At 51.5% G+C, this 25,940-nt stretch carries 19 protein-coding genes; 13 read left to right on the top strand and 6 right to left on the bottom strand.

From position 1 onward, the window contains the following. Window positions 1-80: 80 nt before the first annotated feature. Both BUB73_RS03595 and BUB73_RS03600 read right to left on the bottom strand, forming a co-directional pair. Window positions 81-794 (bottom strand): transglutaminase family protein, encoded by a 714-nt coding sequence (locus BUB73_RS03595; protein ID WP_073156812.1) that lies wholly within the window; start codon window positions 792-794, stop codon window positions 81-83. Between the two features lie 46 nt (window positions 795-840). After that, window positions 841-2,832 carry an alginate O-acetyltransferase AlgX-related protein gene (locus BUB73_RS03600; RefSeq protein WP_249269301.1) on the bottom strand — a complete coding sequence of 664 codons (1,992 nt, stop codon included), beginning with the start codon at window positions 2,830-2,832 and terminating at the stop codon, window positions 841-843. A 147-nt stretch (window positions 2,833-2,979) separates the two neighbouring features. Here BUB73_RS03600 and BUB73_RS03605 point away from each other — a divergent pair, with 147 nt between their 5' ends. The 5 genes from BUB73_RS03605 (at window position 2,980) to BUB73_RS03625 (ending at window position 9,200) form a co-directional block, all read left to right on the top strand. Further along, on the top strand, window positions 2,980-3,171 hold the full coding sequence (locus BUB73_RS03605) for a TM2 domain-containing protein (RefSeq protein WP_073157379.1): 192 nt from the start codon (window positions 2,980-2,982) through the stop codon (window positions 3,169-3,171). Between the two features lie 33 nt (window positions 3,172-3,204). Next, entirely contained in the window at window positions 3,205-3,834 is a 630-nt protein-coding gene (gene rdgB, locus BUB73_RS03610; RefSeq protein ID WP_073234722.1) for an RdgB/HAM1 family non-canonical purine NTP pyrophosphatase, read from the top strand. Between the two features lie 117 nt (window positions 3,835-3,951). Then, on the top strand, window positions 3,952-5,862 hold the full coding sequence (locus BUB73_RS03615; RefSeq protein WP_073283676.1) for a glycoside hydrolase family 9 protein: 1,911 nt from the start codon (window positions 3,952-3,954) through the stop codon (window positions 5,860-5,862). 102 nt (window positions 5,863-5,964) lie between these two features. Next, window positions 5,965-7,113, top strand: a complete 1,149-nt coding sequence (locus BUB73_RS03620; RefSeq protein ID WP_139259103.1) for a hypothetical protein — start codon at window positions 5,965-5,967, stop codon at window positions 7,111-7,113. Between the two features lie 242 nt (window positions 7,114-7,355). Next, window positions 7,356-9,200, top strand: coding sequence for a DNA topoisomerase IV subunit B (locus BUB73_RS03625; protein WP_073156822.1), 1,845 nt, complete (start codon window positions 7,356-7,358; stop codon window positions 9,198-9,200). Between the two features lie 110 nt (window positions 9,201-9,310). Here BUB73_RS03625 and BUB73_RS03630 read toward each other — a convergent pair whose 3' ends face one another. Genes BUB73_RS03630 through BUB73_RS03640 form a run of 3 tightly spaced genes read right to left on the bottom strand, consistent with a single transcriptional unit; the run spans window position 9,311 to window position 11,381 of the window. Further along, a complete protein-coding gene (locus BUB73_RS03630) occupies window positions 9,311-10,642 on the bottom strand; it encodes a hemolysin family protein (RefSeq protein ID WP_073283682.1) in 1,332 nt (443 codons plus the stop codon). Continuing rightward, window positions 10,642-11,097, bottom strand: a complete 456-nt coding sequence (gene ybeY / locus BUB73_RS03635) for an rRNA maturation RNase YbeY (RefSeq protein WP_083538114.1) — start codon at window positions 11,095-11,097, stop codon at window positions 10,642-10,644. The genes BUB73_RS03630 and ybeY overlap by 1 nt, the downstream gene beginning before the upstream one ends. Continuing rightward, the gene (locus tag BUB73_RS03640; RefSeq protein WP_073156826.1) at window positions 11,097-11,381 is read right to left on the bottom strand and encodes a hypothetical protein; all 285 of its coding nucleotides are present in this window, start codon (window positions 11,379-11,381) and stop codon (window positions 11,097-11,099) included. Before BUB73_RS03640 ends, ybeY begins: the two co-directional genes overlap by 1 nt. Window positions 11,382-11,561: 180 nt before the next feature. Here BUB73_RS03640 and BUB73_RS03645 point away from each other — a divergent pair, with 180 nt between their 5' ends. The 8 genes from BUB73_RS03645 to pheT all read left to right on the top strand — a co-directional run bounded on the left by BUB73_RS03645 (window position 11,562) and on the right by pheT (window position 25,232). Continuing rightward, window positions 11,562-13,424 carry a FecR family protein gene (locus tag BUB73_RS03645; RefSeq protein WP_073283685.1) on the top strand — a complete coding sequence of 621 codons (1,863 nt, stop codon included), beginning with the start codon at window positions 11,562-11,564 and terminating at the stop codon, window positions 13,422-13,424. Next, on the top strand, window positions 13,424-16,573 hold the full coding sequence (locus BUB73_RS03650) for a right-handed parallel beta-helix repeat-containing protein (protein ID WP_073283687.1): 3,150 nt from the start codon (window positions 13,424-13,426) through the stop codon (window positions 16,571-16,573). The genes BUB73_RS03645 and BUB73_RS03650 overlap by 1 nt, the downstream gene beginning before the upstream one ends. Window positions 16,574-16,757: 184 nt before the next feature. Further along, the gene (gene pyk / locus BUB73_RS03655) at window positions 16,758-18,548 is read left to right on the top strand and encodes a pyruvate kinase (protein ID WP_073283690.1); all 1,791 of its coding nucleotides are present in this window, start codon (window positions 16,758-16,760) and stop codon (window positions 18,546-18,548) included. An 18-nt stretch (window positions 18,549-18,566) separates the two neighbouring features. Continuing rightward, window positions 18,567-20,225 (top strand): NAD(P)/FAD-dependent oxidoreductase, encoded by a 1,659-nt coding sequence (locus tag BUB73_RS03660; protein ID WP_073283693.1) that lies wholly within the window; start codon window positions 18,567-18,569, stop codon window positions 20,223-20,225. 9 nt (window positions 20,226-20,234) lie between these two features. Continuing rightward, window positions 20,235-20,357, top strand: a complete 123-nt coding sequence (locus BUB73_RS17810) for a hypothetical protein (RefSeq protein ID WP_256374933.1) — start codon at window positions 20,235-20,237, stop codon at window positions 20,355-20,357. Window positions 20,358-20,421: 64 nt separating this feature from the next. Next, complete coding sequence (locus BUB73_RS03665) at window positions 20,422-21,594, top strand: RluA family pseudouridine synthase (RefSeq protein WP_073156839.1); 1,173 nt, start codon at window positions 20,422-20,424, stop codon at window positions 21,592-21,594. After that, window positions 21,594-22,625, top strand: coding sequence for a ferrochelatase (gene hemH / locus BUB73_RS03670; protein ID WP_073283696.1), 1,032 nt, complete (start codon window positions 21,594-21,596; stop codon window positions 22,623-22,625). The genes BUB73_RS03665 and hemH overlap by 1 nt, the downstream gene beginning before the upstream one ends. Window positions 22,626-22,796: 171 nt before the next feature. Next, entirely contained in the window at window positions 22,797-25,232 is a 2,436-nt protein-coding gene (gene pheT, locus BUB73_RS03675; RefSeq protein WP_073283699.1) for a phenylalanine--tRNA ligase subunit beta, read from the top strand. Between the two features lie 141 nt (window positions 25,233-25,373). On the opposite strand, the gene BUB73_RS03680 is transcribed toward pheT, so the two are convergent. Next, a complete protein-coding gene (locus tag BUB73_RS03680; RefSeq protein WP_073283702.1) occupies window positions 25,374-25,754 on the bottom strand; it encodes a hypothetical protein in 381 nt (126 codons plus the stop codon). Window positions 25,755-25,940 lie beyond the last annotated feature (186 nt).

Here is a 25,940-nt window from a genome sequence, read left to right on the forward strand (position 1 = left end):
CCAAAGCAAAGAACGATGTCAAATATTTTTTGAGATGTTTAGGCATAAATAGTCCTGGTTAGACAACCAAATTTATAAAATTAAAGACTATTCTTTGCAACCTGCTGGTTTACCTTTATGCCTTCATAATCAGGAAAAAACTGTTCTGCAACCCGATACCAAATCAGAGCGTGATGTACATCATCTTTTAAATACAGATTGCCCATGTTAAAGGCGGCAAGCCCCATGAACTGGGAGGATGTCAACGGTTTAAATTCAAAACCCGTCCATGGTCCAGACTTGTATTTTTCACGGTATTCGTCATCCGTGTAGGAATACCCCTGGCGATTAGGTTCCAGGTTTACTGAGCCATAGCGTAAAAAAACATGCCCCGGCAAGAGAATTGCAGAAAGATTGATTTCACGAGCCTCAGCCACCATCATGGCAAGCCAGGCCAATCCCATACAACCCGAGGTTTTCGCATCAAGAACCTTCAACGGTAAAATGGAACCTTCCGATACCGCAGCCTCCCCCGCCCCGGCAAATTTTATATCCCAGAAATTCCAGAGCAATTTTTTTAGGGAACCTAAGGTATCACCCGAAGCTGCAAGGGAACTGTCGTAAAACGCAAGCCCCCTTCGCCAATCATCCGTAGAATCAGCGCAATCCACAGAGCGACCCTCAAAGCCACAAGCCATTTCCAAGTAGCTAGGATTTCCACCCTGACCACCCCAAAGCCAATACAACCCAATACCCCCCAGAACAAACAAAGTTCCAGGAACAAACAGCTTAAAGATGTATTTCGACTTTTTCATACGTTTTCACCCAACCGAAACGCATCGCCCGGAGCAAAACTAATCATCACCGAAGCGCGTCCCACTCCATGGGGGATTGCCAGAGGTCTCTTGCTGTCATCATGTAGACAACGAGTCTCTTGCTTTGCATATCCTTCTTCATCTTCATCATACGGCTGCGCACGCCAGGGCCACCGCCCCAACTGGTAAGCACCTGTACATCCAAACCTGTTGCATAAGCCAGCAAGGAACCCGGTCCACCACTCTTCTGATCCACACTTTCAAACACACCCGTAAAAGAATCCCCCATCAAAAGAATAGGAGCATTCTTACCACCCTTATAAGTTTCAGTTCCCTTATAAACCTTCATCACGTTCAAGGTATCCGCAGGATACTTTGCTTTTTCTGCATCCGGCAAATGAGCCACCAGATCACCTTCACGCAAGGTGGTCGTTTCCTGCAAATTCAGGGAACCAGGCTGAGCCCCCGTCTCTGCGTACCAGCTATACTGCGTCACGCGGCCGGCCAAAAGTTCCATGGCAGCAAGTTCACCCGGCAAGGCCCAGTGGGTATCGTAGCGCTGGTAGCTGAAATGAGGCGGTTCATCGCCTGCCTTTGCCGACATAAGTGCCGGATAAATATCCAGCACATCGATACCCGCTTCCAGAAGTTCCTGAGTAAAGGCTCGACCTTCAGGATTGACGCACAAGTCAGCAGCAGTCCCCGGCACAAGCTTTTCACCATAGATTTCTTCTTTCACCGGAACTGGAACAACCAACAATTGGATACCAAGAGAATCCAGATACTGCTTCAATTCTACCATTCGGGGCAGCGGATTATGGAGAGAATCCTGGGCACTAATCTTGTCAGCCAGCAGATAATTTGCATTGCGACGGAACCAGAGGAAACCTCCCTCCACCTTCTTGCCGTTAGCATCTACTTCGGCCCAGGCATTCTGTTCCTTGGGCAGTTTCGCCATCTGTTCTGCCAGAGCCTTGCGGAATGTTGCGGTAGCTTCGTTCGCCGGGCAGGAACCCTTCACTTCATTCAAAGTTTCAAGGCGGAATGCAGACGTTGTATCCAAGTGACGTTCCACCGGAATCACTTCGCCGGAATTGGCCAGAGAATCAGCCACCTGCTTAGCTCGAATCGCCTCATCACTCATACGGAACGCAGGAACTTCAAAGCCGATCCACATAGGCGTGCCCATTGGATTGCCACGCATCACGGCAAAGGGTTTACCATTTTCCCAGGGAGCACCTGCCGTATGCGGTTCCAAATCTGTATTCAAGGTCGGATACCAGTAAGAAGACAAAGTGCGAGCCCAGTTCATGGCATCATCCGCATTCATCTCACCAGTTAGATAGTAATTCAGGATTTCAGCAGCCTCTCCAGTAGACTTGTACTTCAGCTTACCATAGAAAACACTGCGACCCGTCCAGAAAGCAGGCATCACCTCGACCCACCATTCCACAGAACCGTCACTCATGGGAACACCCCACATGCGATTCACATTCTGGAAGGCACGGAACACTTCAGGTTCGTCCCACTTGACCGCTTCCACGGAATTCAAAATTACATTCAGGGAATCGTTACCCAACTGGGTATACATCAACTTGGCAAAAGGTTCCCAAGAAATGGGAGCACGTCCACCGACAACGGCCGGTTCATAAGCAGAAAGAGAATCCAGCATGGGGAACGGATAATCCTTCAGCTCGGCGGAAGCCATCTTACCAGTATAATTTTCAGGCTTTTCATCCTTACCGGCCCAACGGATAGGATTGTTAAAATAGGCGGCAAAATCAAGGGCAGCCATGGTGGGCTTTTCCACCACACGAATCTGCTTGTCTGCAGAAACCACTTTCATTTCGAAAACGGCAACCGGTGAAGAAGGAGGCGGCAGCGGAATGACAGGCGCAACCATTTCTGCAGAAGAATCAATTTCAGTCTTCTTATCGACCCCGGAATTACTTCCGGCACAAGACATCAAACCAAAAGAAAAAGCCGATGCAGCGAGAACGGCCCCGACCTTAAAACATTTAACGGTATAATTTTTCATATTCATTAGGGAATATAAAAAACTCCGCCCGACTTTATTTTTTTTGATTCTAAAAATTCATTTCCTTTGGGTAACACATCAAACATATCCAAGTGTTACAGGAAAGGAACAATTTCTATATTTAACTCGGTAAATAAAGGAATGCTTATGCCCGCACAAGGTGAACACAACAAGTGGATAGCTCTAGCCCTCTGTATCTTACTAGGCTATCTAGGACTGCACCGTTTTTACGAAGGAAAAATCTGGACGGGAATCCTCTGGCTTTGCACTGGAGGTCTTTGCGGCGTAGGTATCGTCGTCGACGCAATCCTCATCGTCCTTAAACCGGAACACTACTAATCTTCCCCATCAACCTTTAACCGAACCTCACCCATGAAAAGTCTTTTTGTTATCGCTACCGGCAGCGCAGGTAAAATTCGTGATTTCGCCCACATCCTGGGAACAGACCACTATGAATTCAAGACTCTCAAGGACATCGGTTTTGACGGGGATATCGTAGAAGACGGAAACTCCTTTGCCGCCAATGCCATCATCAAGTCTAGCGTTACCGCCCAGTGGCTCGCCGACCGCGGTATCGAAGCAACCGTTCTTGCCGACGATTCCGGTCTTGAAGTTTTTGCACTAAATGGCGAACCGGGAATTTACAGTGCTCGCTATGCCGGCGGTCACGGCGATGACAACGCCAACAATGACAAACTAATGGCAAAACTTGAGGGAATCAAAGATCGCGCCGCCCGCTATTTCTGCGCCCTCTCCTACCAGCAAGTCATCAAGGGCGAAGACGGAAAGTTCTCCGTGACCGAGCCTAAGATTTATGAAGGCGAATGCCGAGGCAACATCAATTATGCACCCGTAGGCGATATGGGTTTTGGATACGACCCTCTCTTCGTTCCCAATGGCGAAACCAGAACTTTCGCCCAGATGGAACTTGAAGAAAAGAAAGTCATCAGCCACCGCGGCAATGCCATCCGTGCCCTATATAAGGCACTCTCTTCCAAGTAAGACTTACTAGATCATTCCACATTAGGGTGTTTTCAGCAGAAAACACTTTTGTGCAATTATTTCAGCAAAACAATCCTCGCTCTGTTTAATTTTATAGTCAAACATGAGGATTGGTTTATGAATTTCAAAAAAAGTATCGCAAGATTCCTGACTGTTGCTGCGTTCTCTACTATAGCAGCCCAAAGTGCTGTGGCAGCAACAGTTCACCAGAACCAGATTGGCTTCTTGACCAAGGGACTCAAGCAAATTGCAGTCGTTGGCGCAGAAGGCATGGAAGTTACCTTCAAGGACGCTTCCGGTTCAAAGGCTCTGTCCGTAAAGGTTCCTGCAGCGGCACCTTGGGCACCCGCAGGCGATACAGCAGCCTCCCTTGTAGATTTTTCCGAACTTTCCAAGGCAGGCACCTACCAGGCCTACATTGGCGATGAAGCCGTAGGCTACCCCATTATTGTCAGCGATAACGCCTATGAGGCAATCGGCAAGGCCGCCCTCAAGTTCTTCTACTTCCAGCGTTCATCCACCGAACTGACCGAAGAATTCGCCGGCAAGTACGCCCGCGCAGCAGGCCACCCGGACACAGCTGTTCGATACCACGAATCCACAGGAATCATCGACAACATCTCCACCTTTAATGGAGCCAAGGGATGGTATGACGCAGGTGACTACGGCAAATACATTGTCAACTCCGGCATCACAACCTACACCCTTCTTCAGCTTTACCGTCTGAACGAAGACTATTTCAAGTCCCTGAATTTGAACATTCCCGAAAGCAAGAACGACGTTCCCGACATTCTTGATGAAATCCGCTGGAACCTTGAATGGATGCTGACCATGCAGGATGTCGACGGCGGTATTTTCCACAAGTTGACCACCAAGAATTTCTGTGGTGAAATCATGCCCGAAAAAGACAAATCCGTCCGTTTCGCAATCGGCAAGAGCATCACCGCTACCTGGAACTTCGTAGCAGTCATGGCTCTCGCAGCAGACATCTACAAGCCTTATGACGAAGCTTTTGCAGAAAAGTGCGTTCGCGCCGCCGAAAAAGCTTACTACTGGGGTACACTGAATCCTAACGCAAAGTTTGTACAGCCCTCGGGCGTCGGCACCGGAACCTATTCCGACAACTCCGCTACAGACGAACGAATCTGGGCCGCCGCCGAACTTTTCCGAATCAGCAAGAACGAAACCATCAAGGCAAAGTTCCAGGAAGTCCCCCTGTTCCATTCCAGAACGTCTCTGCCCACCTGGTCTACCACCTTTATGCTGACTTCCTACACCGTATCCACCAACCCCACCATTTTTGACAAGGCAGATGTGGATTCTGCAAGAATTCAGGTTTTGGGTCTCGGAGACAAGATCGTTGACCTTTTGAATGATAACGGCTATGGCGTCGCCATGGACGGCAAGGATTTCAACTGGGGTTCCAATAGCTTCGCTGCCAACAAGGGCATGGCCCTGATCTACTCCTACATCCTGACCAAGGAACAGAAGTATCTGGATGCTGCAGTAGGTCTGTTGGATTACCTCATGGGAAGAAACCCCCTGGATATGTCTTACCTGACTGGCTATGGCGTGAACCAGGTTATGCACCCCCACCATCGTCCCAGCACAGCTGACACCGTTGAAGCCCCCGTCCCCGGCATGCTTTCTGGCGGTCCCAACCCCGCCGCCACCGACATCAAGTCCTGCGGCAACGTAGACTACCGCGATGAAAGCGCTCCCGCCAAATCCTTCTACGACAACAAGTGCAGCTACGCCAGTAACGAAGTGGCTATCAACTGGAATGCCCCCTTCGCCTTCCTGGCCAACGGTCTCCAGGCAATTTCCTCTACTGGCAAGGTATTCGACGTCGAAAAAGCCTCTGCCGCCAACTTTGAAGTGAGCAGTATCGCCAGGAAACGCGAAATTTCCCCGAAAAACACAGTTGGCAGCCAGCTGATTGTTCGCAAGGGAAGCGTAAACATCAAAAAGACCGATGTTAACGGATCTACTCGCTACTTCAATCTCAAAGGACGTCAAATCCGTTAAAATCCACACCCCAGAAAAAATGTGATTAACACCACACATTTTTACAACGGAAAATGCGGCGGAACCATGCGTTCCGTCGTATTTTTATTTACCTTTTGCGGTATGAATAAGAAAATTTTTATCCCCGTCTTTTTTTCTCTTGCCGCATATATTTCCGCAGCAGAGCCTCTCTGCCTTTCTCCTGTAGAAGCCAGTGGCATTTCCGCCGAAACCCAGGCTAGTATTCCTTCCCTTTTCAAGAACTACGTTGACAGCCAGGGCAGCTACCAGATTGTTGCCGAAGGTTGCCAGAAGACAGCCTCCATCAACGTCAGCAAGTTGGGTCAGGCCACCATGGTCAGCGCCAAGATCCAGGATTCCGAAAACAAGCCTGTCTGGAATCACCAGGTCAAGATTCTCAAGGAAGAGAATATGGACAAGGCCCTTGCAAAACTGGCCGAAGTCATGAGTTCCGAAAATCAGGCTGCAGCACCTGCCGTTGAGCCCGCAGCTGAATCCGTCGCCAAGGCAGAACCTGCCGCCGAACCGGTTGCAGAGCCTGTCGCCGAGCCTACCCCCAAACCGGCAGCAGAACCAGTCGCAGCTGCTCCGGCTCCCATGCCCGTAGCAAAGGCCCCCGCAAAACAGCCCGCCGCACAGCCTGTTGCAGCACCGGCTCCTGCAGTTTATGAAGCAGCTCCGGCCGCAGAACCTGCACCCGCCAAAAAGCCTCGCATTCCCAATCTCTACTTCGGTGTCGGTCTCGGTCTGACCAAGTTCATCGGTGACGAAATCAACGCATTCACCGATTACGAACCCCTGACCTCCTACGATTTCTTCTTTGCGTACGATTCCAAGTACACAATCACCATGCTGACCCTCAACATCAGCCACAAGGTCAATACAGTCGACAGAAATAACAAGGTTAACAACGGCGATTACTACTACTATAATTACGATAAGTACGAAGACATCACTACAGACTATATCGCCTGGGGTTTCTCTTTCTACTACCCCATCCTCTCTGGTCCGATTGCCCCCTACATTGGCGTGGGTATGTCTGCAACGACCTTTGACATCGATTACGAATACAACAGCGATGAAATCCGCGACAACGGCCTCCAGGCTCACATTGGTGGCGGCATCCTACTGAATCGTAACAGACGTCTCAACACCTGGATTCATGGTGAATACTTCTTTAACACCTATGAACCCATTAACCACACTTTCCATGGTTTCAGCCTGCTCATGAGAGTTTCTCTGGGCGTCTAACCCACAAGGTCAAATTTTTATGGAAAAGGCTTGGCCCAGGGCCAGGCCTTTTTTTTTGCAACAAGGAACTGCTCTTTTGAACAGCTCCCATTTCGTTTTTACTATATTGTCGACCGAAAAGTTCGCAGGGGCAGAACTATCTTGACACTAAAGTGTCAGCGAAAAAGTTTATCTTTGTGAAAAATTTTGAAATAGACATTTTGAACTGATTTTTTAACCTTAAACGTTCTGATTTAAAGATTATGGCAGCAGCAAAGTATACAGACGACAGCATTAGAACACTGGAATGGAACGAACACATCCGCGAACGTCCGGGTATGTACATCGGCAAGCTGGGCGATGGCCAGAGCCCCGATGACGGGATCTACGTTCTCGTCAAGGAAATTATCGACAACTCCATCGACGAATTCGTCATGGGCGCCGGTAAAAAGATCATTATCGACATTGAAGATCACTCCGCCCACATCCGCGACTTCGGCCGCGGCATCCCCCTGGGCAAGGTCATCGACTGTGTCAGCAAGATCAATACCGGTGGTAAGTACGATTCCGACGCCTTCCAGAAGTCTGTAGGTATGAACGGCGTGGGTACCAAGGCTGTAAACGCCCTCTCTACCAAGTTCATCGTCAAGAGCTACCGCGATGGCCGCGTCAAGGAAGCAGAATTCAGCAAGGGTGTGCTTGTCCGCGAAGAAAAGGAAAAGGACACCACCGAAAAGAACGGTACCGAAATTTTCTTCGAACCGGACGCCAATATTTTCAAGAACTTCAGATTCCTTCCCGCCTACATGGAAGAAAAAGTCTGGAACTATGCCTACCTGAACAACGGTCTTTCCCTCATCATGAACGGCAAGACCTACGTCAGCCCCAACGGCCTCCTGGATTTGCTCCAGAAGCACGTAGACGATTCTATCCGTTATCCGGTGGCCCATTTCAAGCAGTCCGACATTGAGATCGCCTTTACCCATGGCAACCAGTATGGCGAACATTATTACAGTTTCGTGAACGGCCAGTATACCACCCAGGGCGGTACCCATCAGCAGGCTTTCCGCGAAGGTATCGTCAAGGGCGCCCGCGACTTCTTCAAGAAGGATCTGGATCCGTCTGACGTCCGCAACTGCATTATCGGCGCCATTTCTGTGCGTATCCAGGAACCGGTGTTCGAATCCCAGACCAAGACCAAACTGGGCAGCACCACCGTTTCTCCGGGAGGCGCTCAGCTCCGTACCTGGATCGTGGATTACGTTTCCAAGGAACTGGACAACTACCTCCATAAGAATCCCGAAACCGCAAAGGCCCTTCAGGATCGCATTACCCAGAACGAACGCGAACGCAAGGAAATTGCAGGTATCAAGAAATTGGCCAACGAACGCGCCAAGAAGGCAAGCCTGCACAACAAGAAGCTTCGCGACTGCAAGGTCCACCTGACCGACGTGAAGAACGCACTGAACAAGGAATCCATGATCTTTATCACCGAAGGTGACTCTGCATCCGGTTCCATCACCAAGGCTCGCAACGTGCAGACCCAGGCCGTGTTCAGTCTCCGCGGTAAGCCCTTGAACTGTTTCGGACTTACCAAGAAGGTGGTTTACGAAAACGAGGAATTCAACCTGCTCCAGAGCGCTCTGGATATCGAAAATGGCCTTGAAGACTTGCGTTACGACAAGGTGATTATCGCAACCGATGCCGATGTGGACGGTATGCATATCCGCCTGCTGCTCATGACCTTCTTCCTGCAGTTCTTCCCGGAACTGGTAGAACAGAAGCACCTGTTCATCTTGCAGACTCCGCTGTTCCGCGTGCGTAACAAGAACGTGACCAAGTACTGCTATGACGAAGCCGAACGCGACAAGGCCGCCAAGGAAATCGGCAAGACAGGTCTGGAAATCACCCGATTCAAAGGTCTGGGCGAAATCAGCCCCGAAGAATTCGGGCAGTTCATTGGCGACCAGATGCGTCTGGAAACCGTGATTCTCCCGCCGGACGCCAACTTCGGCAAGATGTTGGCCTATTACATGGGAAACAACACTCCCCAGCGCCAGGACCACATCGTGACGAACCTCCGTGCTGAAGCGGTTGACGAACTTTAACCTAGATCGTCAGACGAAACAGACCGCGAATTTAACGCAAGGAAGCCCGCTTCAGCGGGCTTCTTTTTTAGGTTTGCGGGACTCGATCTGCGTCCCCAAATCAAACAAAATCAAGTGACGCGGAAGGCCTGCGTACGGGGACCGGACTTGGGCTTGTTCTTGCCGGGCTGGATCATGAGAACCTTTTCCATGCGGTTGCCTTCCATCTTGAGCACACGGAAGGTGTAGCCCTTGATGACCACTTCGGCGCCAGGAGAGGGAATGATTCCGAGGGTTGCCTGGATCAGGCCGGAAAGGGTTTCCACATGGGAATTTTCCGGAGCTTCCAGTTCCACGCCCAGTTCGTATTCCAGGTCTGACAGGGTCATCAGCGGATCCAGGATGTAGCGGCCGTCCTTCAGTTTCTGGACGTCCTGTTCCTCATCCACGTCGTCTTCGTCGCGGATTTCGCCAACGATTTCTTCAAGGATGTCTTCCAGGGTTACAAGGCCCGCGGTTCCACCATATTCGTCGACCACAATGGCCAGCTGGTTACCGGTCTTTCGCAGGTCGGTCAGCATGTCGTCAATTTTCTTGTGGTAGGGCACGAATACCGGCGGCATCACCAACTTCATGATGTCGAAAGTTTCGGTTTCGTGATGTTCGGTGTACCACTGCAAAAAATCGCGGTTAGAAAGGATACCTACGATGTTGTCGACGGTTTCCTTATACACCGGCAAGCGGGAATGGCGTTCGGTGTTCAGCACCTTCACCAAATCTTCCAGGCTGGTATCGACATCGATGGCGCACATGTCCACGCGGGGAGTCATGATTTCGCGAACCGGAGTTTCCACAAAGTCGAAGATGTTCAGAATCATCTGACGTTCTTCTTTTTCCAGACCTTCGCCATCGTCGCCCTGGACGTCAGACAAGTCGGCCTGAACAGCGTCGCGGCGTTCTTCGGGCAAGAAGCTGAGTTTGGAATCGTAACCCATGACCTTCAAGATCTTGACAAACATCCAGTGGCAGATTTTTGCGGGTACCGCAAAGGGCAGGCGGATCCACTTGAACAGAGGGATCAGCACAATGGCCAAGGTGTCGGGTTTCAGGTTTCCGAGAACGTTGGCGCAGAAAACCGTAAGGGTATAAATGCAGATGCAGGCCACCACCATATAGGCCAGGAACGCAAGAATCCAGAAGTCCTTTGCCCAGGGGAGCATCTCGAACAGATAGAATCCCAGGACACCGCTACCCACATTGCAGAAGATTCGGCCAATGGAAATGGTCTCGTTGAATCCGCCCAGTTCCACCAGGGCGGCCACCTTCTCTTCACGGCCTTCGCGGTCCTTGGCATCACGCTTGGCGTAAATGCCACTGAACACAGCCTTGATTAACGAGAAAGAGAAGGAAACAAAAAGGAAAAGGATTAAAAAAACAATCGCCCAACTTTCAGGAGATTCCATCAGTCCTTCTCCTTGTAGGGGTCAAGTCCAAGAAATTCGCACTCGCGGGCGCGCATCACCTTGCGGTCGGCAGCCTTGATGTGGTCGTAACCGGACAGGTGCAAAAGGCCGTGAACAATGACACGCTTCAGTTCGGCGTAGAAAGTGTTGCCGTACTCCGGAGCCTGTCTGCGGACCTGTTCCTGGGCGATGTAGATTTCACCCAGCATTTCGGGTTCACCGGGGAACTCGGCATGCCATTCAAAGGAGAGCACGTCGGTCACCTTGTCCAGACCGCGGTAATTCTTGTTCATTTCGCGGACGAATTCGTCGGAACACATGACGATATTGACGTCCTTCTCCTTGCCTTCTTCGGCCAGGAGTTTGCGAGCCATCTTTTCAAACTTGTCCTGATAAGGGAACTTCTCGATGTCGCCTTCGGTAAGAAAGTCGATGTTATAACTAGCAGGGTCCATTAGATGTTGTACCACTTCTTGAGAACTTCGATGATAGCTTCAGCCTGGGCCTTGCCGGTAATCTTGAACTTACCCTGGGCCTTGAAGTTTCCGTTCATCTTGCGATAACGACGGAGGCTAACCTTAGGTTCACCGAATTCACCGGTCTTGGGATCCTTTTCCTGATAGTGGAACATGACGGTCGGCCATGCGCCCTTGGAGAGGATCTCCTTGCCCAATTCCTTGATGACTTCTTCGCCAGAGTCTTCGTCGCTGAATGCAACGGTCAGTTCTTCAACTTCCATAGTGCTATCCTTTTATGAAATACTTCTATATATATAGCTTTTTTCGCCAAAAGAGCAAATCTCCAAGGGGTTTTAGTCCACGGAATACATCAAACTTTTATTTTTGATACAAAAAGGAATCTTCCCCTAAAGCTATATTTGCCCCAAAAGACATGAAGACCCCTTTGAACGAGAGGCAATATGTGTTCACGCTATTCTAGAGTTATCGCGATATTCCTGGCCCTTCTGGTAGCCAACTCCTTCGCCGCCAAGTCCGCCTCGGGCAAGGTCCGTTCCCGCATTGGCGAAGTAACGATCCAAAAGGAAGGCAAGGGAGACTGGAAAGACCTTAATGTTGGAAACAAGGTCAACCAGAGCGACTTGATCCGTACCCTGCTGGAATCCCAGGCAATCATCGCCCTCCCCGACGGAAGTAACTTTTCCATCGAAGAGAATTCCCTGGTGTCCATGACCGAAGTGATGACAGACGACGGGAAGAATTACATCACCGCCGAAATCAAGTCGGGCAAGATTAAGTTCGACGTCCAGAAACAGAATGGCGGAAGTCATTTCAAGTTCAAGACGGGCACCGCCACGGCAGCTATCCGAGGAACCTACGGTCTGACAGGACTTAGCGAACGCCAGACACCCATTGCAGCCCTGATTTTTGGTAAGATGGACATGTTCATGGGAACTCAGGCCGTATCCATCCACGAAAATCAAGCCATTGTCACCCACCGCGACAAGTTGGTCGTCATTGACCTGAGCGCCGGAGCCGACGCCGATTTCCTGGACAAGATTGACAGCCTGGCAGGCGACTCCACCATCACGGAAGAGGAACTGCTCAAGAAAGCCGGCGAACTGGACAAGCTCCGTACAGAAGCCCTGAAAAAATTGAAGGATGGCGTGCGTTGCGAATTCGAGGCTCTGCCGGACACCATCCGCGAAAACTCCGTAAAAATCCAGGGCCAGTGCACCCAGGGCATCAAGGTCGGTATCGGCGGCGAAATGCAGAACTCCGACGAAGGCTCCGTCACCTTCACCCCGGAATGGTCTCCGAAACAGCAAGGTCCGAAGAAATTTACAGTCACCTGCCAAGTGGGAAAGACCAGCTTTGACTGCGGAAACTTGGCCACTTACTATGTCAGTTCCGCCCCCAGGGATTCTGTGGCAGGCCACGAGCCCTTGACTCTCATCACCAGCTCTCCCCTTACCGTTAGCGATCCGTCTGCGACCATCATCGAAGGAAGATTTGATCCGTCCGACCCCAATGCCACCCTTACGGTAACCCACGATGGCAAGGTTTCTGACAACCTGCTCCTGCGCAATCCCGATGGACACTTGCGTTACAACCTATCCATCAAGGACTCCTGGAAAAACTGGAACAGCGAACTGGTGGAAGTGGAATACAATTCTGAAAAATACGGAACCGAAAAGGCAACACTCAAGCTGGCCATCAAGAAGAACAGCAAGACCATCAATACAATTTCTCCAACCATCGGCATCACAAGGACCGATTCCCTCAAGTGCTTTATCAAGTTAAATATTAAGGATACTGAAGGTGACCAGGTCATACTGACCCCCTATGTAGATGGAGTCAAGGGCATCGACCAGATTTACGGAAACTCCGGTGAATACACCTTGAAGACCACCAAGGGCATCCACAACTACAACTTTACTGCAGAAGACCTGGCAGGCAACACAAGCAAGGTTAGCAAGACCTTGGGATGTTTCCCCAAGACTAATGCCACCCTGGATGTCGAAGGACCGAAGAAGATCCGCCTCCGCGTTCCGCGCCCGCCCCAGAACCACACCAATCGTTTTTACCAGATGATCCGTTTCAAGGTTAACGGGCTGCCCGAAAACAATCCCCAGTTTATCAAGCGCATTGTCATTAGCCAGTCCGGCGAAAAGGATGACGTTCTCACCGAAACCGATTTTCATGGAACAGCTTTTGACAGGCAGGTAGGAATCATCCGAGGGAAGACTACCGAAATCAAGATCAAGGTATTCCTGAAGAGCGGCGAGACCTTGAACGCAACTAAGATTTACGAGGTTCGCTAATGAAACACGTTCTTATTACAGCAATCGCGTTAACAGCAAGCCTTTCCTCTGCACAAACTGAACTTCAGGCAGAAGCTCAAACCGCAGCCCAGACAGAACAGACCCCAGCACAGAAGTCCCCCATTCTTCGGGGCACCGCCATCAGCGGAAACATCCGCGGTTTTCTGCGAGCAAGCGAATCCCCTTATCTTGTCACTGGAGACTTGCTTGTAGACAAGGCTTCGGCCCTGGTCATCGAACCGGGAGTCATCCTCCAGTTCACTCCCGGTTCCAAGCTGAAAGTCGAAGGTCAGATTGTGGCTGCAGGCATCAGCACCGAAGCAGTCGTTTTCAAATCCGCAGCCAGGACACCCAAGGCCGGCGATTGGAAGGGCATCACAATTTCTGGCGAAAACGGATCCGAGTTGCGTAACGCAGTCATTACCGATGCAGAAAACGGAGTCGTCATTGAAAACACAGGGCTGAACCTCCACGGAAGTTCTATCAAGAACAGTACAGGTCGCGGTCTTTATATCCGTAACGGCAAGGCAGAAATCACGGACTGCGAATTTACCGACAACCAGGGTGCAGCCCTCCATGTATCCAACTACGGCGAGGCCTCCCTGGACAACGTTGTCTTCAAGAAGAACACCGTAGCCATCTACAATTCCAATCTGGGATACATTGATGCTAGCGGAACCACCATCCAGGAAAACGGCTATGGTATTCTGGATATGGGCAACAGCCATCTGACCCTGAAAAATTCCGACATATCGAAAAATACCGTGGGAGCAAGCGCCGCTGACGTTCTCGACAATTCCGTTTCAGAAAGCATTTCCGGCAACGCCAACGATTTTACGGTAGATTCCAGAACTGTTGCAGGAGCCCTTTCCGAAGACCCGCAGATTTTCGGAATCAAGAAACGTATTACCGACCCCGACGAAAAGATCGGAAACCTGATCAAGTCCCGCGAAAAGGAATCCGCCCTGCAGGATTCTACCGCAAAGTCCTGGAACATCATCGGTAACGTCATGCTGGGCGGAAACTACCACCATGTCATCACCGGCAAGTCCTACGAAAATACATTCCAGGTTCCGGGATTCGGTGCTGAAGCCAGCGCCTACTTGCTGATGCAGTCTCCAGACGGTCGAACCATCGAATTTAACGCAGACCTCTCTGCAGACTCCTGGAATCACTTCTCACCAAACCCGGTCACCCTCTCCTACACAGACCAAGTCAACCATTTAGTTCTAGGTGACTTCCAGAAAAGTCAGGGGGACATCTACATGTCAAACCTACCCATCTTCGGTGTAGGCTACACCATGTCGCTCCTCAGAAACAACGCAGACATGCCCCTCTTTGAACTGGGCGGTTTCTTTGGCGAAGCCCGCCGCCCTTACGCCTGGAATGACCGTCACCCCCTTATTTACAAAGAATACATTGAAGATGGAGAACTCCAGGCCCAGCGTCTTGCCTACGGAGCCTCCTTCAAGTGGGCGCCCGTACGCCGTTTCGACGCCACCGTGGGAATCATTTACGCCAACGACGAAATGGAAGACCCGCTGCTCCGCGACGGTTCCAGCAGAAGTACCGGCGAACCGATGCAGACTTCCTTCACCATGTACGCCGACGGAAACTGGCTATTCTATCCTGGAGACATTGAACTGAATGGCTCTGTGGCCGTAGGTCGCGCAGACACCGCCGACGTCGCCAAGGAACGCGCAGCAAACAAGGTATTTAGCGAAGCAGGACTGAACGTAAGTTCCATGGGAACTCTCCGTCAGCTTATGAACAACGAATCCCGAATTCGCACCCTCAGCGACCAGGAACTCTACAACATTTTCGGAGACAACACCACTCTCACCCGCAGCCAGATGCGCGACTCTTTGCGCACCCTCATTCGCGATGCGAAACTTGCCAAGCGTGAAGAAGACAGCGATATCGAAGACAGCCGCGTTATGGGCCTCAACTGGGGCAGTCAGAATTTCGCCATCGGCGCTTCTCTTGACTGGAGCATCTACAAGACAACTATCTCGGCTCACGTCAAGTATGTAGGCGAAGACTTCTACAGCGCAGGTTCCCCAGACCAGCTTTCCGACACCCGCGAATTCGGCGGCCGCATTGAACAGGAAATCCGAGATTACTGGACTCTTGGTTTCGCCTACCAGATTAACGTAGAGAACGCAGCCAACCACGGAAACACCAACCTATTCGGCCTTGGTGAAGGAACCCGTTGGGGATTCTTTGACGAGGCATCCGACAGTTGGCAGGAAGAACATGAACTGGATAACGACAGAACCAAGTACATCCAGAATTTCTCTCTAGAAAACACATTCAAGATCTCAAACAACATTTCTACAAGACTGAATTACAATCTTGAATACCGCACTCAATATCGTCCCTACCAGTTGCAGGTGAACCAGTTCTACAAGGACGGAGTTTTCCTAGACGATTGGTTTGCACCTCGCAAGGGAAAGAAAACTATTGAACTGACCGACAACGAAAATTCCACAACCGTAGACGCAGAACGTTGGGCTCAGTACACCGGCTATGCCATTGAAGACTACCTGGCCTCCAATTTCCAGGAAAGAATTTTCAGACATACCTGGGCAGCAGATGTATCCCTGAAACAGGGTAAATCCATTGTCAAGGTGGGTGGAGTCCTCTCTATCAGATCTGACTATTCCAAATTCTACAAGGATAGCCTTGCCAACTTGCTGGACCTCGCTGATTCTACCTGGGGCAAGATGGGTTATTACTTCGGCGGCGCCGATTATCTGGAACACACCTATCCCCTTTCATGGACTCTGGAAACAGACCTTCTCCAGAACAGCCTAATTGTCCGCCCCCGCTTCAAGAACTATACTCGCGACGAAATGAAGGAATCCGAAATCAATGTCGACGAAGAAATGACGATTCCCCTCATGAACAAGTTCCTGACGCTTGGCATCAACGGAGAATTCCGCTACCTGCTTACCACCTGGGAAGACGATGGCGAACAGGATGAAACAGAAATGGATATTCTTGGTGGTCTGAACGTAAAGGTGAACCACACCAAGCACTGGAGCAGCGAATGGTTTGCCGGCACGGCCATGTATCTGCGTCCCGATAGCAAGCGCGATGAATACACCGACATCTACGGCGGTATCCGCGTGAACTACATTTTTTAATACGGTAAGCGTAAAAGTACCGCATACTGTATAGAAAGAACATTGAGAGGCGAGGCTTATGCCCCGCCTTTTTCATACATTTTTAGTACGTTCACTTTTACCCTTTGGGAAGGTGTTAAAAATTTTTATCATTGGCGCCGAAAATTAATAGTTTGATTTCTGACGAAAAAAAAAGAGGCGAAAAATGTTCACCCACAAGACGAAAATTGTATGCTCCATGGGCCCCACCACCAAGGATGACGAAGTTGTCTCCCGCCTGATTATCGCAGGCATGAACGTGGCCCGATTCAATTTCTCCCACGGCTCCCACGAATCCCACAAGGATGCCATGGACAGGGTGAAGCGCGTTTCTGCCAACCTCAAGCGACCCATCGCCTTGATGTTGGACACCAAGGGTCCCGAAATCCGCACCGGCAATACCGAGGGTGATGCCGTCATCCAGTTCAACAAGGGCGACAAAGTTTGGGTAACCGTCGACGACACCCTCACCAAGGGCGCCACCGAAAACGAACCGGCAAAGCTGAGCCTTTCCTGGAAGGAATTGCCCCAGAAGATTGAACCCGGCCACCGCATCCTTATTGCCGACGGCCTCCTGGAACTAGACGTAGAAGAAACGGACGGCTTTACCGTCAAGTGCGTCGCCAAGAATTCCGCAGCCATCGGAAGCAAGAAGAACGTGAACCTGATCGGTCTTCACGCCGGCCTTCCCATCATGAGCGAACAGGACAAGAACGACATCAAGTTCGGTACCGAACAGGACGTAGACTTTATCGCCGCCTCTTTCGTAAGCTACGCCAGCGAAGTCCAGGAAATCCGTCGCTATCTGGATAGTCTCAATTCCAAGGCAAAGATTATCGCCAAGATTGAAAACGAAGAAGGTCTGAACAACATCCGCGAAATTGCCGCCACGGCTGACGGCATCATGATTGCCCGCGGTGACCTTGGCGTTCAGCTGCCCACCGAAAAAATTCCTCTGGCCCAGAAGCACATCATCCGCGTCTGCCGCCAGCTGGGCAAGCCCGTCATTACAGCCACCCAGATGCTGGACTCCATGATTCAGCACCCCCGCCCCACCCGTGCGGAATTGACCGACGTGGCTAACGCTATTTTCGACGGTACCGATGCCGTGATGCTCTCCGGCGAAACCGCCAACGGTCTCTACCCCATCGAAGCGGTAGAAACTCTGGTCCGCGTTGCAGTTACCGTAGAATATTCTCCCGAATACTACAAGAAGATGCGGGAATCCTTCGAAATGGATCTGCAGGGCGACATGAGCCGCATCGTTTCCCAGAACGCCTACCAGACCGCCCGCGAAGTGAACGCCGCTGCCCTCATCACGCCGACGCTTACCGGAAACACCGCCCGCATGATCAGCATGTTCCGTCCCAGTCAGCCGATCCTTGCTGTAACTCCCTTCGCACAGGTCAAGCGCCAGCTCCTCTTGAACTGGGGCGTATTCCCTCTGTTTGCCGAAGAAGTAAACGACTCCGATTCCATGGTGCAGAACGCTATCAAGAGCGCCTACGACGCAGGAGCCGTCCACATTTCCGACCGCATCGTCATGGCTTCCGGCTACCCCATTAGCGCACAAATTGTGAACACCATCCGAGTCCTCCACGTGGGTAACGAACTGGTGAAGGGCGAACAGGGCGGCTGCGCCTCTGCAGATATTGCCCGCGCCAACGGCCGTATCCTTCGCGCAAAGACCCCCACCGAAGCCTACATGCTTCTGCGTCGCGACAGCAACGAAATCTTGCTGTGCAACACTCTGACCGAAGAATACATTCCCGTACTCCGAGACGTTCGCGGCGTAATTGTAGACGGCGAAAGCAGAATTCCTGCAGAAACCTTGCCTCTGATCAACCCCCGCCTGGTATGGCTCGCCCAAGCCAAGGGTGCCTTCAACGCTCTGGAAAGCGGCATGGCCGTCACCATCGACGGAAAACGTCTTGTGGTTTACGAAGGTACGCTGTAAATTTCTACCTTTGGGTTGATGTATACTTACCGCTACAGAGAACTTTCCGTCGCCCTCGCCAAAAAGGGTGAGTACCGAGCCGCTTTGGCCCGGGAATTGCGAATCCATCCCGAAGAAATCTTCAATCTGGAAGTGGAACGTTTTTCTCTGGATAGCCGCCGGAAGGGAGACCCAAAGTGGTCTTACAATGTCATTTTTGAAGTAAAGCGCCAGTTGCGAGCCACGGGCAATCACGCCAAGGGCTTGGTGGCCGCCACACGAGAAACCGAATCCCTGGAAAATGATCCCCAACGCAACACCGTTCCCATGGCAGGCCATGTGGATGTGATCGGTGCAGGTCCCAGCGGATTGTGGGCAGCCCTACACTTGCTTCGCAAGGGTTTTTCTGTGGACCTCTACGAACAAGGCAAACTGGTAGAAGAACGTTTTAGGGATATCCGCCGTTTCTTTGTAGACCGAAAATTCAATGCATACAGCAACGTGCTCTATGGCGAAGGAGGCGCAGGTGCCTTCAGTGATGGAAAACTGAACACCCGCAGTCGCAACCTGTTTTCTGAAGCGGTACTAAAGGACATGGTATCCTTCGGCGTCGATGAATCCGTAGTCACCTTTGCAAAGCCCCACATCGGCACGGACCGACTGGTTTTGATGTTACGTCAGCTTCGCGCCGAAATCGCACGACTGGGCGGCAAGATTCATTACAGCACCACCCTGGAAGATATTGAAATCAAGGACGGACGGATTTGCGGCATCAAGCTGCGGGACGTGTCCCGCCGTAATTTGGGAGAAGTTCCTTCTGCAGACTTCGCAGAAATCTGCCCCAGCCATTGGCAGCCTTGCGAGGCCTTGGTTCTCGCCGTAGGCCATTCTGCACGTCACATTTACGAGATGCTCCATGCTCGCGGAGTCTCTCTCGAAAGCAAGGCGTTCGCCATGGGCGTTCGCGTAGAACACCCGCAGATGCTTATCAACATGCGCCAGCTGGGTCGCGACATTGATACTAAACTTACCGGTTCCGCAGAATATTTTTTGGCAACGCCGACCTTGAACAAGACCAGTTCTGCCTACAGTTTCTGCATGTGCCCCGGTGGTGTCCTGGTGCCCTGCGCTTCAGAACCCGGCACTCTCGCCACCAACGGCATGAGCTACAGCCATCGAAACGGTCCTTTGGCCAACGGCGCCATCGCAGTTCCTATTACACCGGGTGCAGAAGGTTTCGATATCAAGACTGCCGGCACCCTCTTTGGCGGTCTTGACTTGCAGCGCAAAATTGAAGCGGACGCCTACGCCGTTGGCGGTAAGAACTACGCCGCTCCCGCCCAGACCATCAAGAACTTTTTGGCAAAACGCGTCGACAAGAATCTGCCCAAGACCACATACCCCTGCGGCCTGGTAAACAGCAATATGTGGGATTGGATGGACAAGACCATCTGCGCTTCCCTGGCAGAAGGCTTCCAGAATTTTGACAAGAAGATTCCAGGCTTTATTGAAGAAGGTTTGATTGTGGCGCCGGAAACTCGAACCAGTTCTCCCCTCCGCATCACCCGCAATAACGAAACTTTAGAAAGCGTCAACACCAAGGGTCTTTACGTTCTTGGTGAAGGTGCCGGCTACTCCGGTGGAATCGTCACCAGCGCCGCCGACGGCATCCGTCTAGCCCACTACGCAAAGAAATAGGTATCAGGTATGAGGTATGAGGTCGGAGCCTACGGCTCCTTTCAGGTAGATAATCGCGCCAAAGGCGCCCTGTTCAGCGGTGAGTTTTCTGCAGCGAGCCTTGAATTTTATAATCGCGCCGAAGGCGCCTAGCTTTAGCTCACAGCTCATAGCTCACCACTCATAACTATTCACTTTTCACTCTTCACTGTTTGATATGATTACTCGCCAGATTGACCGCAACTTCGCAAATATGCGTCTCGACCGATTCCTCCGCAAGGCTTTCCCCGAGGAATCCCTCTCCGTATTCTTCTCCGTCATCCGCAAGAAGAAAGTCCGCGTCAATGGCGTGGTCGCCAAGGCAAACCAGATGCTCCAGGAAGGCGATCTGGTAAACATCTATGAAAACTTCAAGTCCGTTTCCGAAGAAGAAAAGGACATGAGCCGCGCCCAGTCCGCACAGATCAAGGCCGAAGTAGAAGCCGCCTACGAAGCAGGCGAATCCAACATCATTTCCTTCCCCGGTGCAGCGGGTTCCGCAGCAGGCGCAAACCGCGACAAATCTGCAGTCACAGGCTTCGCCAAGAACAAATCCACCTGGGGCAAGAACATGTCTGGCGCCGAGAAGCAGTCCAACTGGGGCGCTCAGGAACTGGACATCGTCATCCAGACCGAAGATTATCTGATCGTGAACAAGCCCTCGGGATTGGCAAGCCAGCCCGGTTCCGGCACCAAGCCCGGCGAAAGCCTGGTGGAATACCTGTGGGAATGGGGCCGCAAGGAAGATCTGGACTTCAAGCCCACCATCGCCCACCGACTGGACCAGGAAACTTCCGGCATGATCATGGTGGCCCTCCACGGCGACACCCTCCGCGAACTTACCCGCATGATCCGCGAACACGAAGTAGACAAGTATTACTTCGCCCTGGTCAAGGGCAACCTTTCCAAGGACCGCGGCACCATCAGCGAAAAACTGACCCGCACCGACGCCGCCAAGGGTAGCAAGATGAAAGTTGGCGAAGACTCCAAGGACGCCAAGGAGGCCGTCACCCATTACCGCGTCAAGCAGCATTACATCGGTTTCGACCTGGTTAAGATTAAATTGGAAACCGGTCGTATGCACCAGATTCGCGCCCATTTCGCAAGCATCGGTCACCCCCTGCTGGGCGACTCCCGCTACGGCGACTTCGCCCTGAATCGCGAAATCAAGAAGCAGCTGGGCCTGCACCGTCTATTCCTCCACAGTTGCCGTCTGGAATTCGACTGGCAGGGCGAAAAGAAAGTTTTCGATTGCCCCCTGCCCAAGGAACTGCAATCTGTTCTAGACCAGCTGAAGCGCAAGCCCTACGAACGCAAGGAAAACAACTTCCAGCAGAGCCGCCGCAGGTAATGTCAACCGCTCTTCTTCTGGTTCAATTAGGCTCCCCCGCCAATCTTGATGTCGATGACATCGAGACTTATCTCCATCAGTTTCTTGGAGACTGGCATACCATAGGCAAGAAGAGCTTATTTTGGAAGCTGCTATTAAAGTTCGTCATTTTGCCAAAGGGCAAATTTTCTAGTTACGACAAATACCTTCAGATGTTTAACAGCAACGATTTCAAGGAAATGCCGCTGGTAACGTACTCTGAAGAATTTCTGACGGCACTCCGCAGGAAATTCGTCGCATCGGACGCACTGGAACAGCACAAGGTTGAAGACTACGTCACAATCCGTCTCGCCTATCAATACGGCTGTACTCCATCCATTAGCGAAACCCTAAAGCAACTTGAAAAAGACGGTGTCGACACAGTTCACATGCTGCCTTTGTACCCGCAGCGATCTGGCGTTACCACACAGGCAGCCATCGACAACGTATTGGACTGTGCCAGGAAAATCAAGTTCAAGGGGAAGATTTTATCTGCCACAGGTTTCTGCCAAAACGAAGCCTGGGCCCGAGAAGTGGCAAAAACCATTAGCGAGCAAATCGAAGAGGAAGACACCCTTCTTGTGTCATTCCATTCGATCCAAAGTTGGCGTGTAGAAAACGCAAGCGACCCTTACCGCAGCGACTGCGAACAAAGTTTCAAGAGCATTTGCCAAAGCCTCGCAGAAATTGCAGGCGACAAATTCAGCGGAGAAGCCCACCTGGTTTACCAAAGCAAGTACAAGCCCGGCAAGCTCCCCTCTGGAAAGTGGTTGGGGCCATCACTGGCAGAGACTTTGCAGCAGCTGGGCGAACAAAACAAACCCGTCGTTGTGGTAAGTCCCGTCTTTACCGCAGACAATTTGGAAACAATCTACGAAATTGACGACGAGGTGTCTCAGATCTATTACAGTGCTGGCGGTCCTCGACTCAAGCGTATTCCTTGCCTAAATGCAAACCCCGACTGGATTACTGCATTCGTCGAAGAAATCCTGCCCGCATTAAAGTTCGCCTAGGTCCAGCCCCAAAGAGTCTCCAACGCTGTCAAAACGCATTTTAACACCCCGGTCCCAAGACCGAGGCTTTTATTATTTCTAAATTGTCCCGCGTAATTTATGGGCTGCACAAGAGCCTGCTGTCTTTAAAAAAGATTGCAGTACAGGATGCAGTTAAAAAAGGAATAAAAGATGAAAGTTTCTTTAAGTTGGCTGAAGCGTCACGTGGATCTGCCGGAATCTGTGGCAGAAATCGAAAAAGCATTGACTTCCATCGGTTTGGAAGTTGAAGGCATCGAAGAACCGGGTAAGGTTTACGACAAGCTGGTGGTGGCAAAGGTCCTCACCTGCGAAAACCATCCGGACAGCGATCACCTCCACATCACCACAGTCGACAACGGCAAGGAAGTTGTTCAGGTGGTTTGCGGCGCACCTAACGTTGCTGCAGGCCAGACCGTGGTTCTCGCTCCCATCGGTGCAGAACTGCCCATGAGCGACGGCACCGTCCTCAAGATGAAGAAGTCCAAGATCCGCGGCGTAGAAAGCTTCGGCATGATTTGCGCTGAAGACGAAATCGGCCTTTCCGACGACCACGGTGGCATCATGGTTCTGGACGACTCCATCCCCGCCGGCACTCCTTTCGTAAGCCTGGGCATGTACGACGTCTGCTTCGAACTGAACGTCACCCCCAACCGCCCCGACGCACTTTGCCACCGCGGTGTCGCCCGCGAACTGGCAGCCAAGTTCGGTCGCGAACTGAAGCCCCTGGCCTACAACCTGGTTGAAGAAGCAGAAGCCGCATCCTCCGCAGCATCTGTTGAAGTTATCCCCGGTTGCGGTTGCTCCCGCTATACCGCCCGCGTCATCAAGGGCGTTGAAGTCAAGCAGAGCCCCAGCTGGCTGGCTAAACTTCTCCACACCGTCGGCATGAACTCCATCAACAACGTTGTGGACGTTACCAACTTTATCCTCATGGACGTAGGTCAGCCCCTCCATAGCTTTGACATGGATCAGCTGAAGGGTTCCATGATCAAGGTCCGTCGCGCTGTGAAGGGCGAAAAGATCCAGACCATCGACCACACCGACCACGAACTGACCGAAGCTGAACTGGTCATTTGCGATGGCGACCGTCCCGTAGCCGTAGCCGGCACCATGGGCGGCGTAGAATCCGAAATTGTGGACACCACCAAGAACGTTCTCTTGGAAAGCGCCTACTTCAACCCCACCATCGTCCGTAAGCAGGCAAAGCGTCTGGGCATTGGCTCCGACTCCAGCTACCGCTTCGAACGTGGCATCGACACCACCACCCAGGACGAATACAGCAAGTACGCTTGCGCCATGATCCAGGAAGTGGCTGGCGGCAAGGTCCTGAAGGGTTGCGTGGAATACACCGGCGAAGACCACCAGAAGGAACTGACCAAGATTGACCTCCGTGTTTCCCGCGTTGCAAAGATCATCGGTATGGACATCGCTGCCGACGTGATCCGCAAGCACCTCACCAGCATCAACCTGAAGCTGGCTGCAGAGAACGGCGAAACCATGACCTTCGAAATTCCGGGTAACCGTCCGGACCTGGAACGCGAAGTTGACCTTATTGAAGAAGTGGCACGTCTCGTAGGCTTCGACAACATTCCTTACAGCCTGCCCAAGTTCACCATGCAGCCCAACGAACTGCCGGCTGTGGAAGTGATGAACAGAAAGATCCGCAGAACTCTCTCTGCCATGGGCCTCCATGAATGCTTGAACCTGCGCTTCACCAGCAAGGCTCGCACCGAGGCTCTCTTCGGCACCAACGCTTCTGACCGCCGCGCAAACCCTGCAGCACTTCTGAATCCGCTTTCCGAAGAACTGGGCGTTGTTCCAACTTCTCTCCTCCCCAACTTGCTGAAGAACGTTGCCGAAAATGAAAAGAATCGCCCCGGTTCCGTTCGCTTGTTCGAAGTGGCCAAGGGTCAGTTCAAGCGAGAACGTGCCGACGTCCGCGACAACGGCTTTGACGAATCCAACCTCATCGCCCTTACCGTTGCTGGTGCATTCGACGTGAACCCGCTGAACGACAAGCCCGCTCAGATTGACTTTGCCGCCTTCAAGGGTCTGGTCCAGTCTTTCTTCAAGCGCTGCGGTCTCGTTGTCGAATTCCGCGTTCCCGAAAAGTTGGAAGCCTTTATGCATCCGGGCAAGCAGACCGAAATCGTCTGCGGCAAGACCGTTCTCGGCACCATGGGCGCCCTGCATCCGTCTGTAGCCAAGTCCTTCGAAATCGGTTACGAAACCTATGTGATGGAAGCTAACCTGGACAAGATGATTGAAGAAAGCCACAAGAAGATTATCTTCCAGGCCTTCAGTCGTCAGGTTCCTTCTACCCGCGATATCTCCCTGGAAGTGGCAAAGAGCCTCACCCACGAAGAAATCGTCGCCCGCATCAAGGGTCTCAATCCCAAGAACCTTGCCAAGATTTCCCTCAAGAGTATCTACGAAGGTGAAAAGATTGAAGCCGGCAAGAAGAACATGGTCTATAGTCTGACCTACCAGACCATGGACCGCACCTTGACCGACGACGAAGTGAACAAGGCCCACAACAAGCTCCGCGACAAGCTGGTTGCTAACGGCGACATCGTTCTGAGATAGCGGAAAGCGAAAAGGTCAAAGCGTAAAGAGAAACTTTAACCTTTAGGCTTCAAAAAAGATTGAACATCAAAAAATCCTCGCAGTCCAGCTGCGAGGATTTTTCCTTTATACTTTAACCTTTAAACTATAAGCTCTAAGCTATCAAACTCCCAGGGCGTCCTTCACCTGGCCAATAAAGGCCTTTTCTTCGGGAGAAATGTTGCTTGCGTTTCCGTCTTCGTTAGAAGCTTCTGCCACGCGGATCATGGCGTTCAGCACAGCACGCTTAAATTCTTCGGACTCACCCTTGATGGCTGCCACACAGGCATCAATACGATCCTTGGCGTTGCGGAACTTGCCATAGATGTTATTGAAATCGTCCCAACTTACGTTCGGAGTCAGTTCGTCATGAATCTTGTCCAGTTCATCGCTTTCGGCTTCAGTTGCAGAGGCGGAACCCGGCAAAAGTTTTTCGGTTTCAGTTTCATGAAAAAGGCAAGCCACCTGCCAGGAAAGGATCAAAAGAGCAAGATTCGGATTCATTAGTACCTCGTTTGTTTTTGCTAAAGATACAATAAAATAGTGAACAGCGAAGGGTGAACAGTGAATAGTGAAAAGGATTTATGAGATATGGCTTTGACGAGTGTTTGCGTTTGTCATTCCGAACTTGTTTCGGAATCTCATGAGTGCATAAGACCCTGAACGTCCTCAGGGTGACTCTAGGCGCCT

The sequence above is a fragment of the Fibrobacter sp. UWH6 genome, from assembly GCF_900142465.1.
Taxonomy (GTDB): Bacteria; Fibrobacterota; Fibrobacteria; order Fibrobacterales; family Fibrobacteraceae; genus Fibrobacter.

Coding starts and splice junctions, on each gene's coding strand:
- BUB73_RS03625 (WP_073156822.1), top strand. CDS start 7,356: ATGGCAGCAGCAAAGTATACAGACGACAGCATTAGAACACTGGAATGG.
- BUB73_RS03605 (WP_073157379.1), top strand. CDS start 2,980: ATGCCCGCACAAGGTGAACACAACAAGTGGATAGCTCTAGCCCTCTGT.
- hemH (WP_073283696.1), top strand. CDS start 21,594: ATGTCAACCGCTCTTCTTCTGGTTCAATTAGGCTCCCCCGCCAATCTT.
- BUB73_RS03650 (WP_073283687.1), top strand. CDS start 13,424: ATGAAACACGTTCTTATTACAGCAATCGCGTTAACAGCAAGCCTTTCC.
- BUB73_RS03660 (WP_073283693.1), top strand. CDS start 18,567: ATGTATACTTACCGCTACAGAGAACTTTCCGTCGCCCTCGCCAAAAAG.
- BUB73_RS03595 (WP_073156812.1), bottom strand. CDS start 794: ATGAAAAAGTCGAAATACATCTTTAAGCTGTTTGTTCCTGGAACTTTG.
- BUB73_RS03620 (WP_139259103.1), top strand. CDS start 5,965: ATGAATAAGAAAATTTTTATCCCCGTCTTTTTTTCTCTTGCCGCATAT.
- pyk (WP_073283690.1), top strand. CDS start 16,758: ATGTTCACCCACAAGACGAAAATTGTATGCTCCATGGGCCCCACCACC.
- BUB73_RS03640 (WP_073156826.1), bottom strand. CDS start 11,381: ATGGAAGTTGAAGAACTGACCGTTGCATTCAGCGACGAAGACTCTGGC.
- BUB73_RS17810 (WP_256374933.1), top strand. CDS start 20,235: ATGAGGTATGAGGTCGGAGCCTACGGCTCCTTTCAGGTAGATAATCGC.
- ybeY (WP_083538114.1), bottom strand. CDS start 11,097: ATGGACCCTGCTAGTTATAACATCGACTTTCTTACCGAAGGCGACATC.
- BUB73_RS03630 (WP_073283682.1), bottom strand. CDS start 10,642: ATGGAATCTCCTGAAAGTTGGGCGATTGTTTTTTTAATCCTTTTCCTT.
- pheT (WP_073283699.1), top strand. CDS start 22,797: ATGAAAGTTTCTTTAAGTTGGCTGAAGCGTCACGTGGATCTGCCGGAA.
- BUB73_RS03680 (WP_073283702.1), bottom strand. CDS start 25,754: ATGAATCCGAATCTTGCTCTTTTGATCCTTTCCTGGCAGGTGGCTTGC.
- rdgB (WP_073234722.1), top strand. CDS start 3,205: ATGAAAAGTCTTTTTGTTATCGCTACCGGCAGCGCAGGTAAAATTCGT.
- BUB73_RS03615 (WP_073283676.1), top strand. CDS start 3,952: ATGAATTTCAAAAAAAGTATCGCAAGATTCCTGACTGTTGCTGCGTTC.
- BUB73_RS03645 (WP_073283685.1), top strand. CDS start 11,562: ATGTGTTCACGCTATTCTAGAGTTATCGCGATATTCCTGGCCCTTCTG.
- BUB73_RS03600 (WP_249269301.1), bottom strand. CDS start 2,832: ATGAAAAATTATACCGTTAAATGTTTTAAGGTCGGGGCCGTTCTCGCT.
- BUB73_RS03665 (WP_073156839.1), top strand. CDS start 20,422: ATGATTACTCGCCAGATTGACCGCAACTTCGCAAATATGCGTCTCGAC.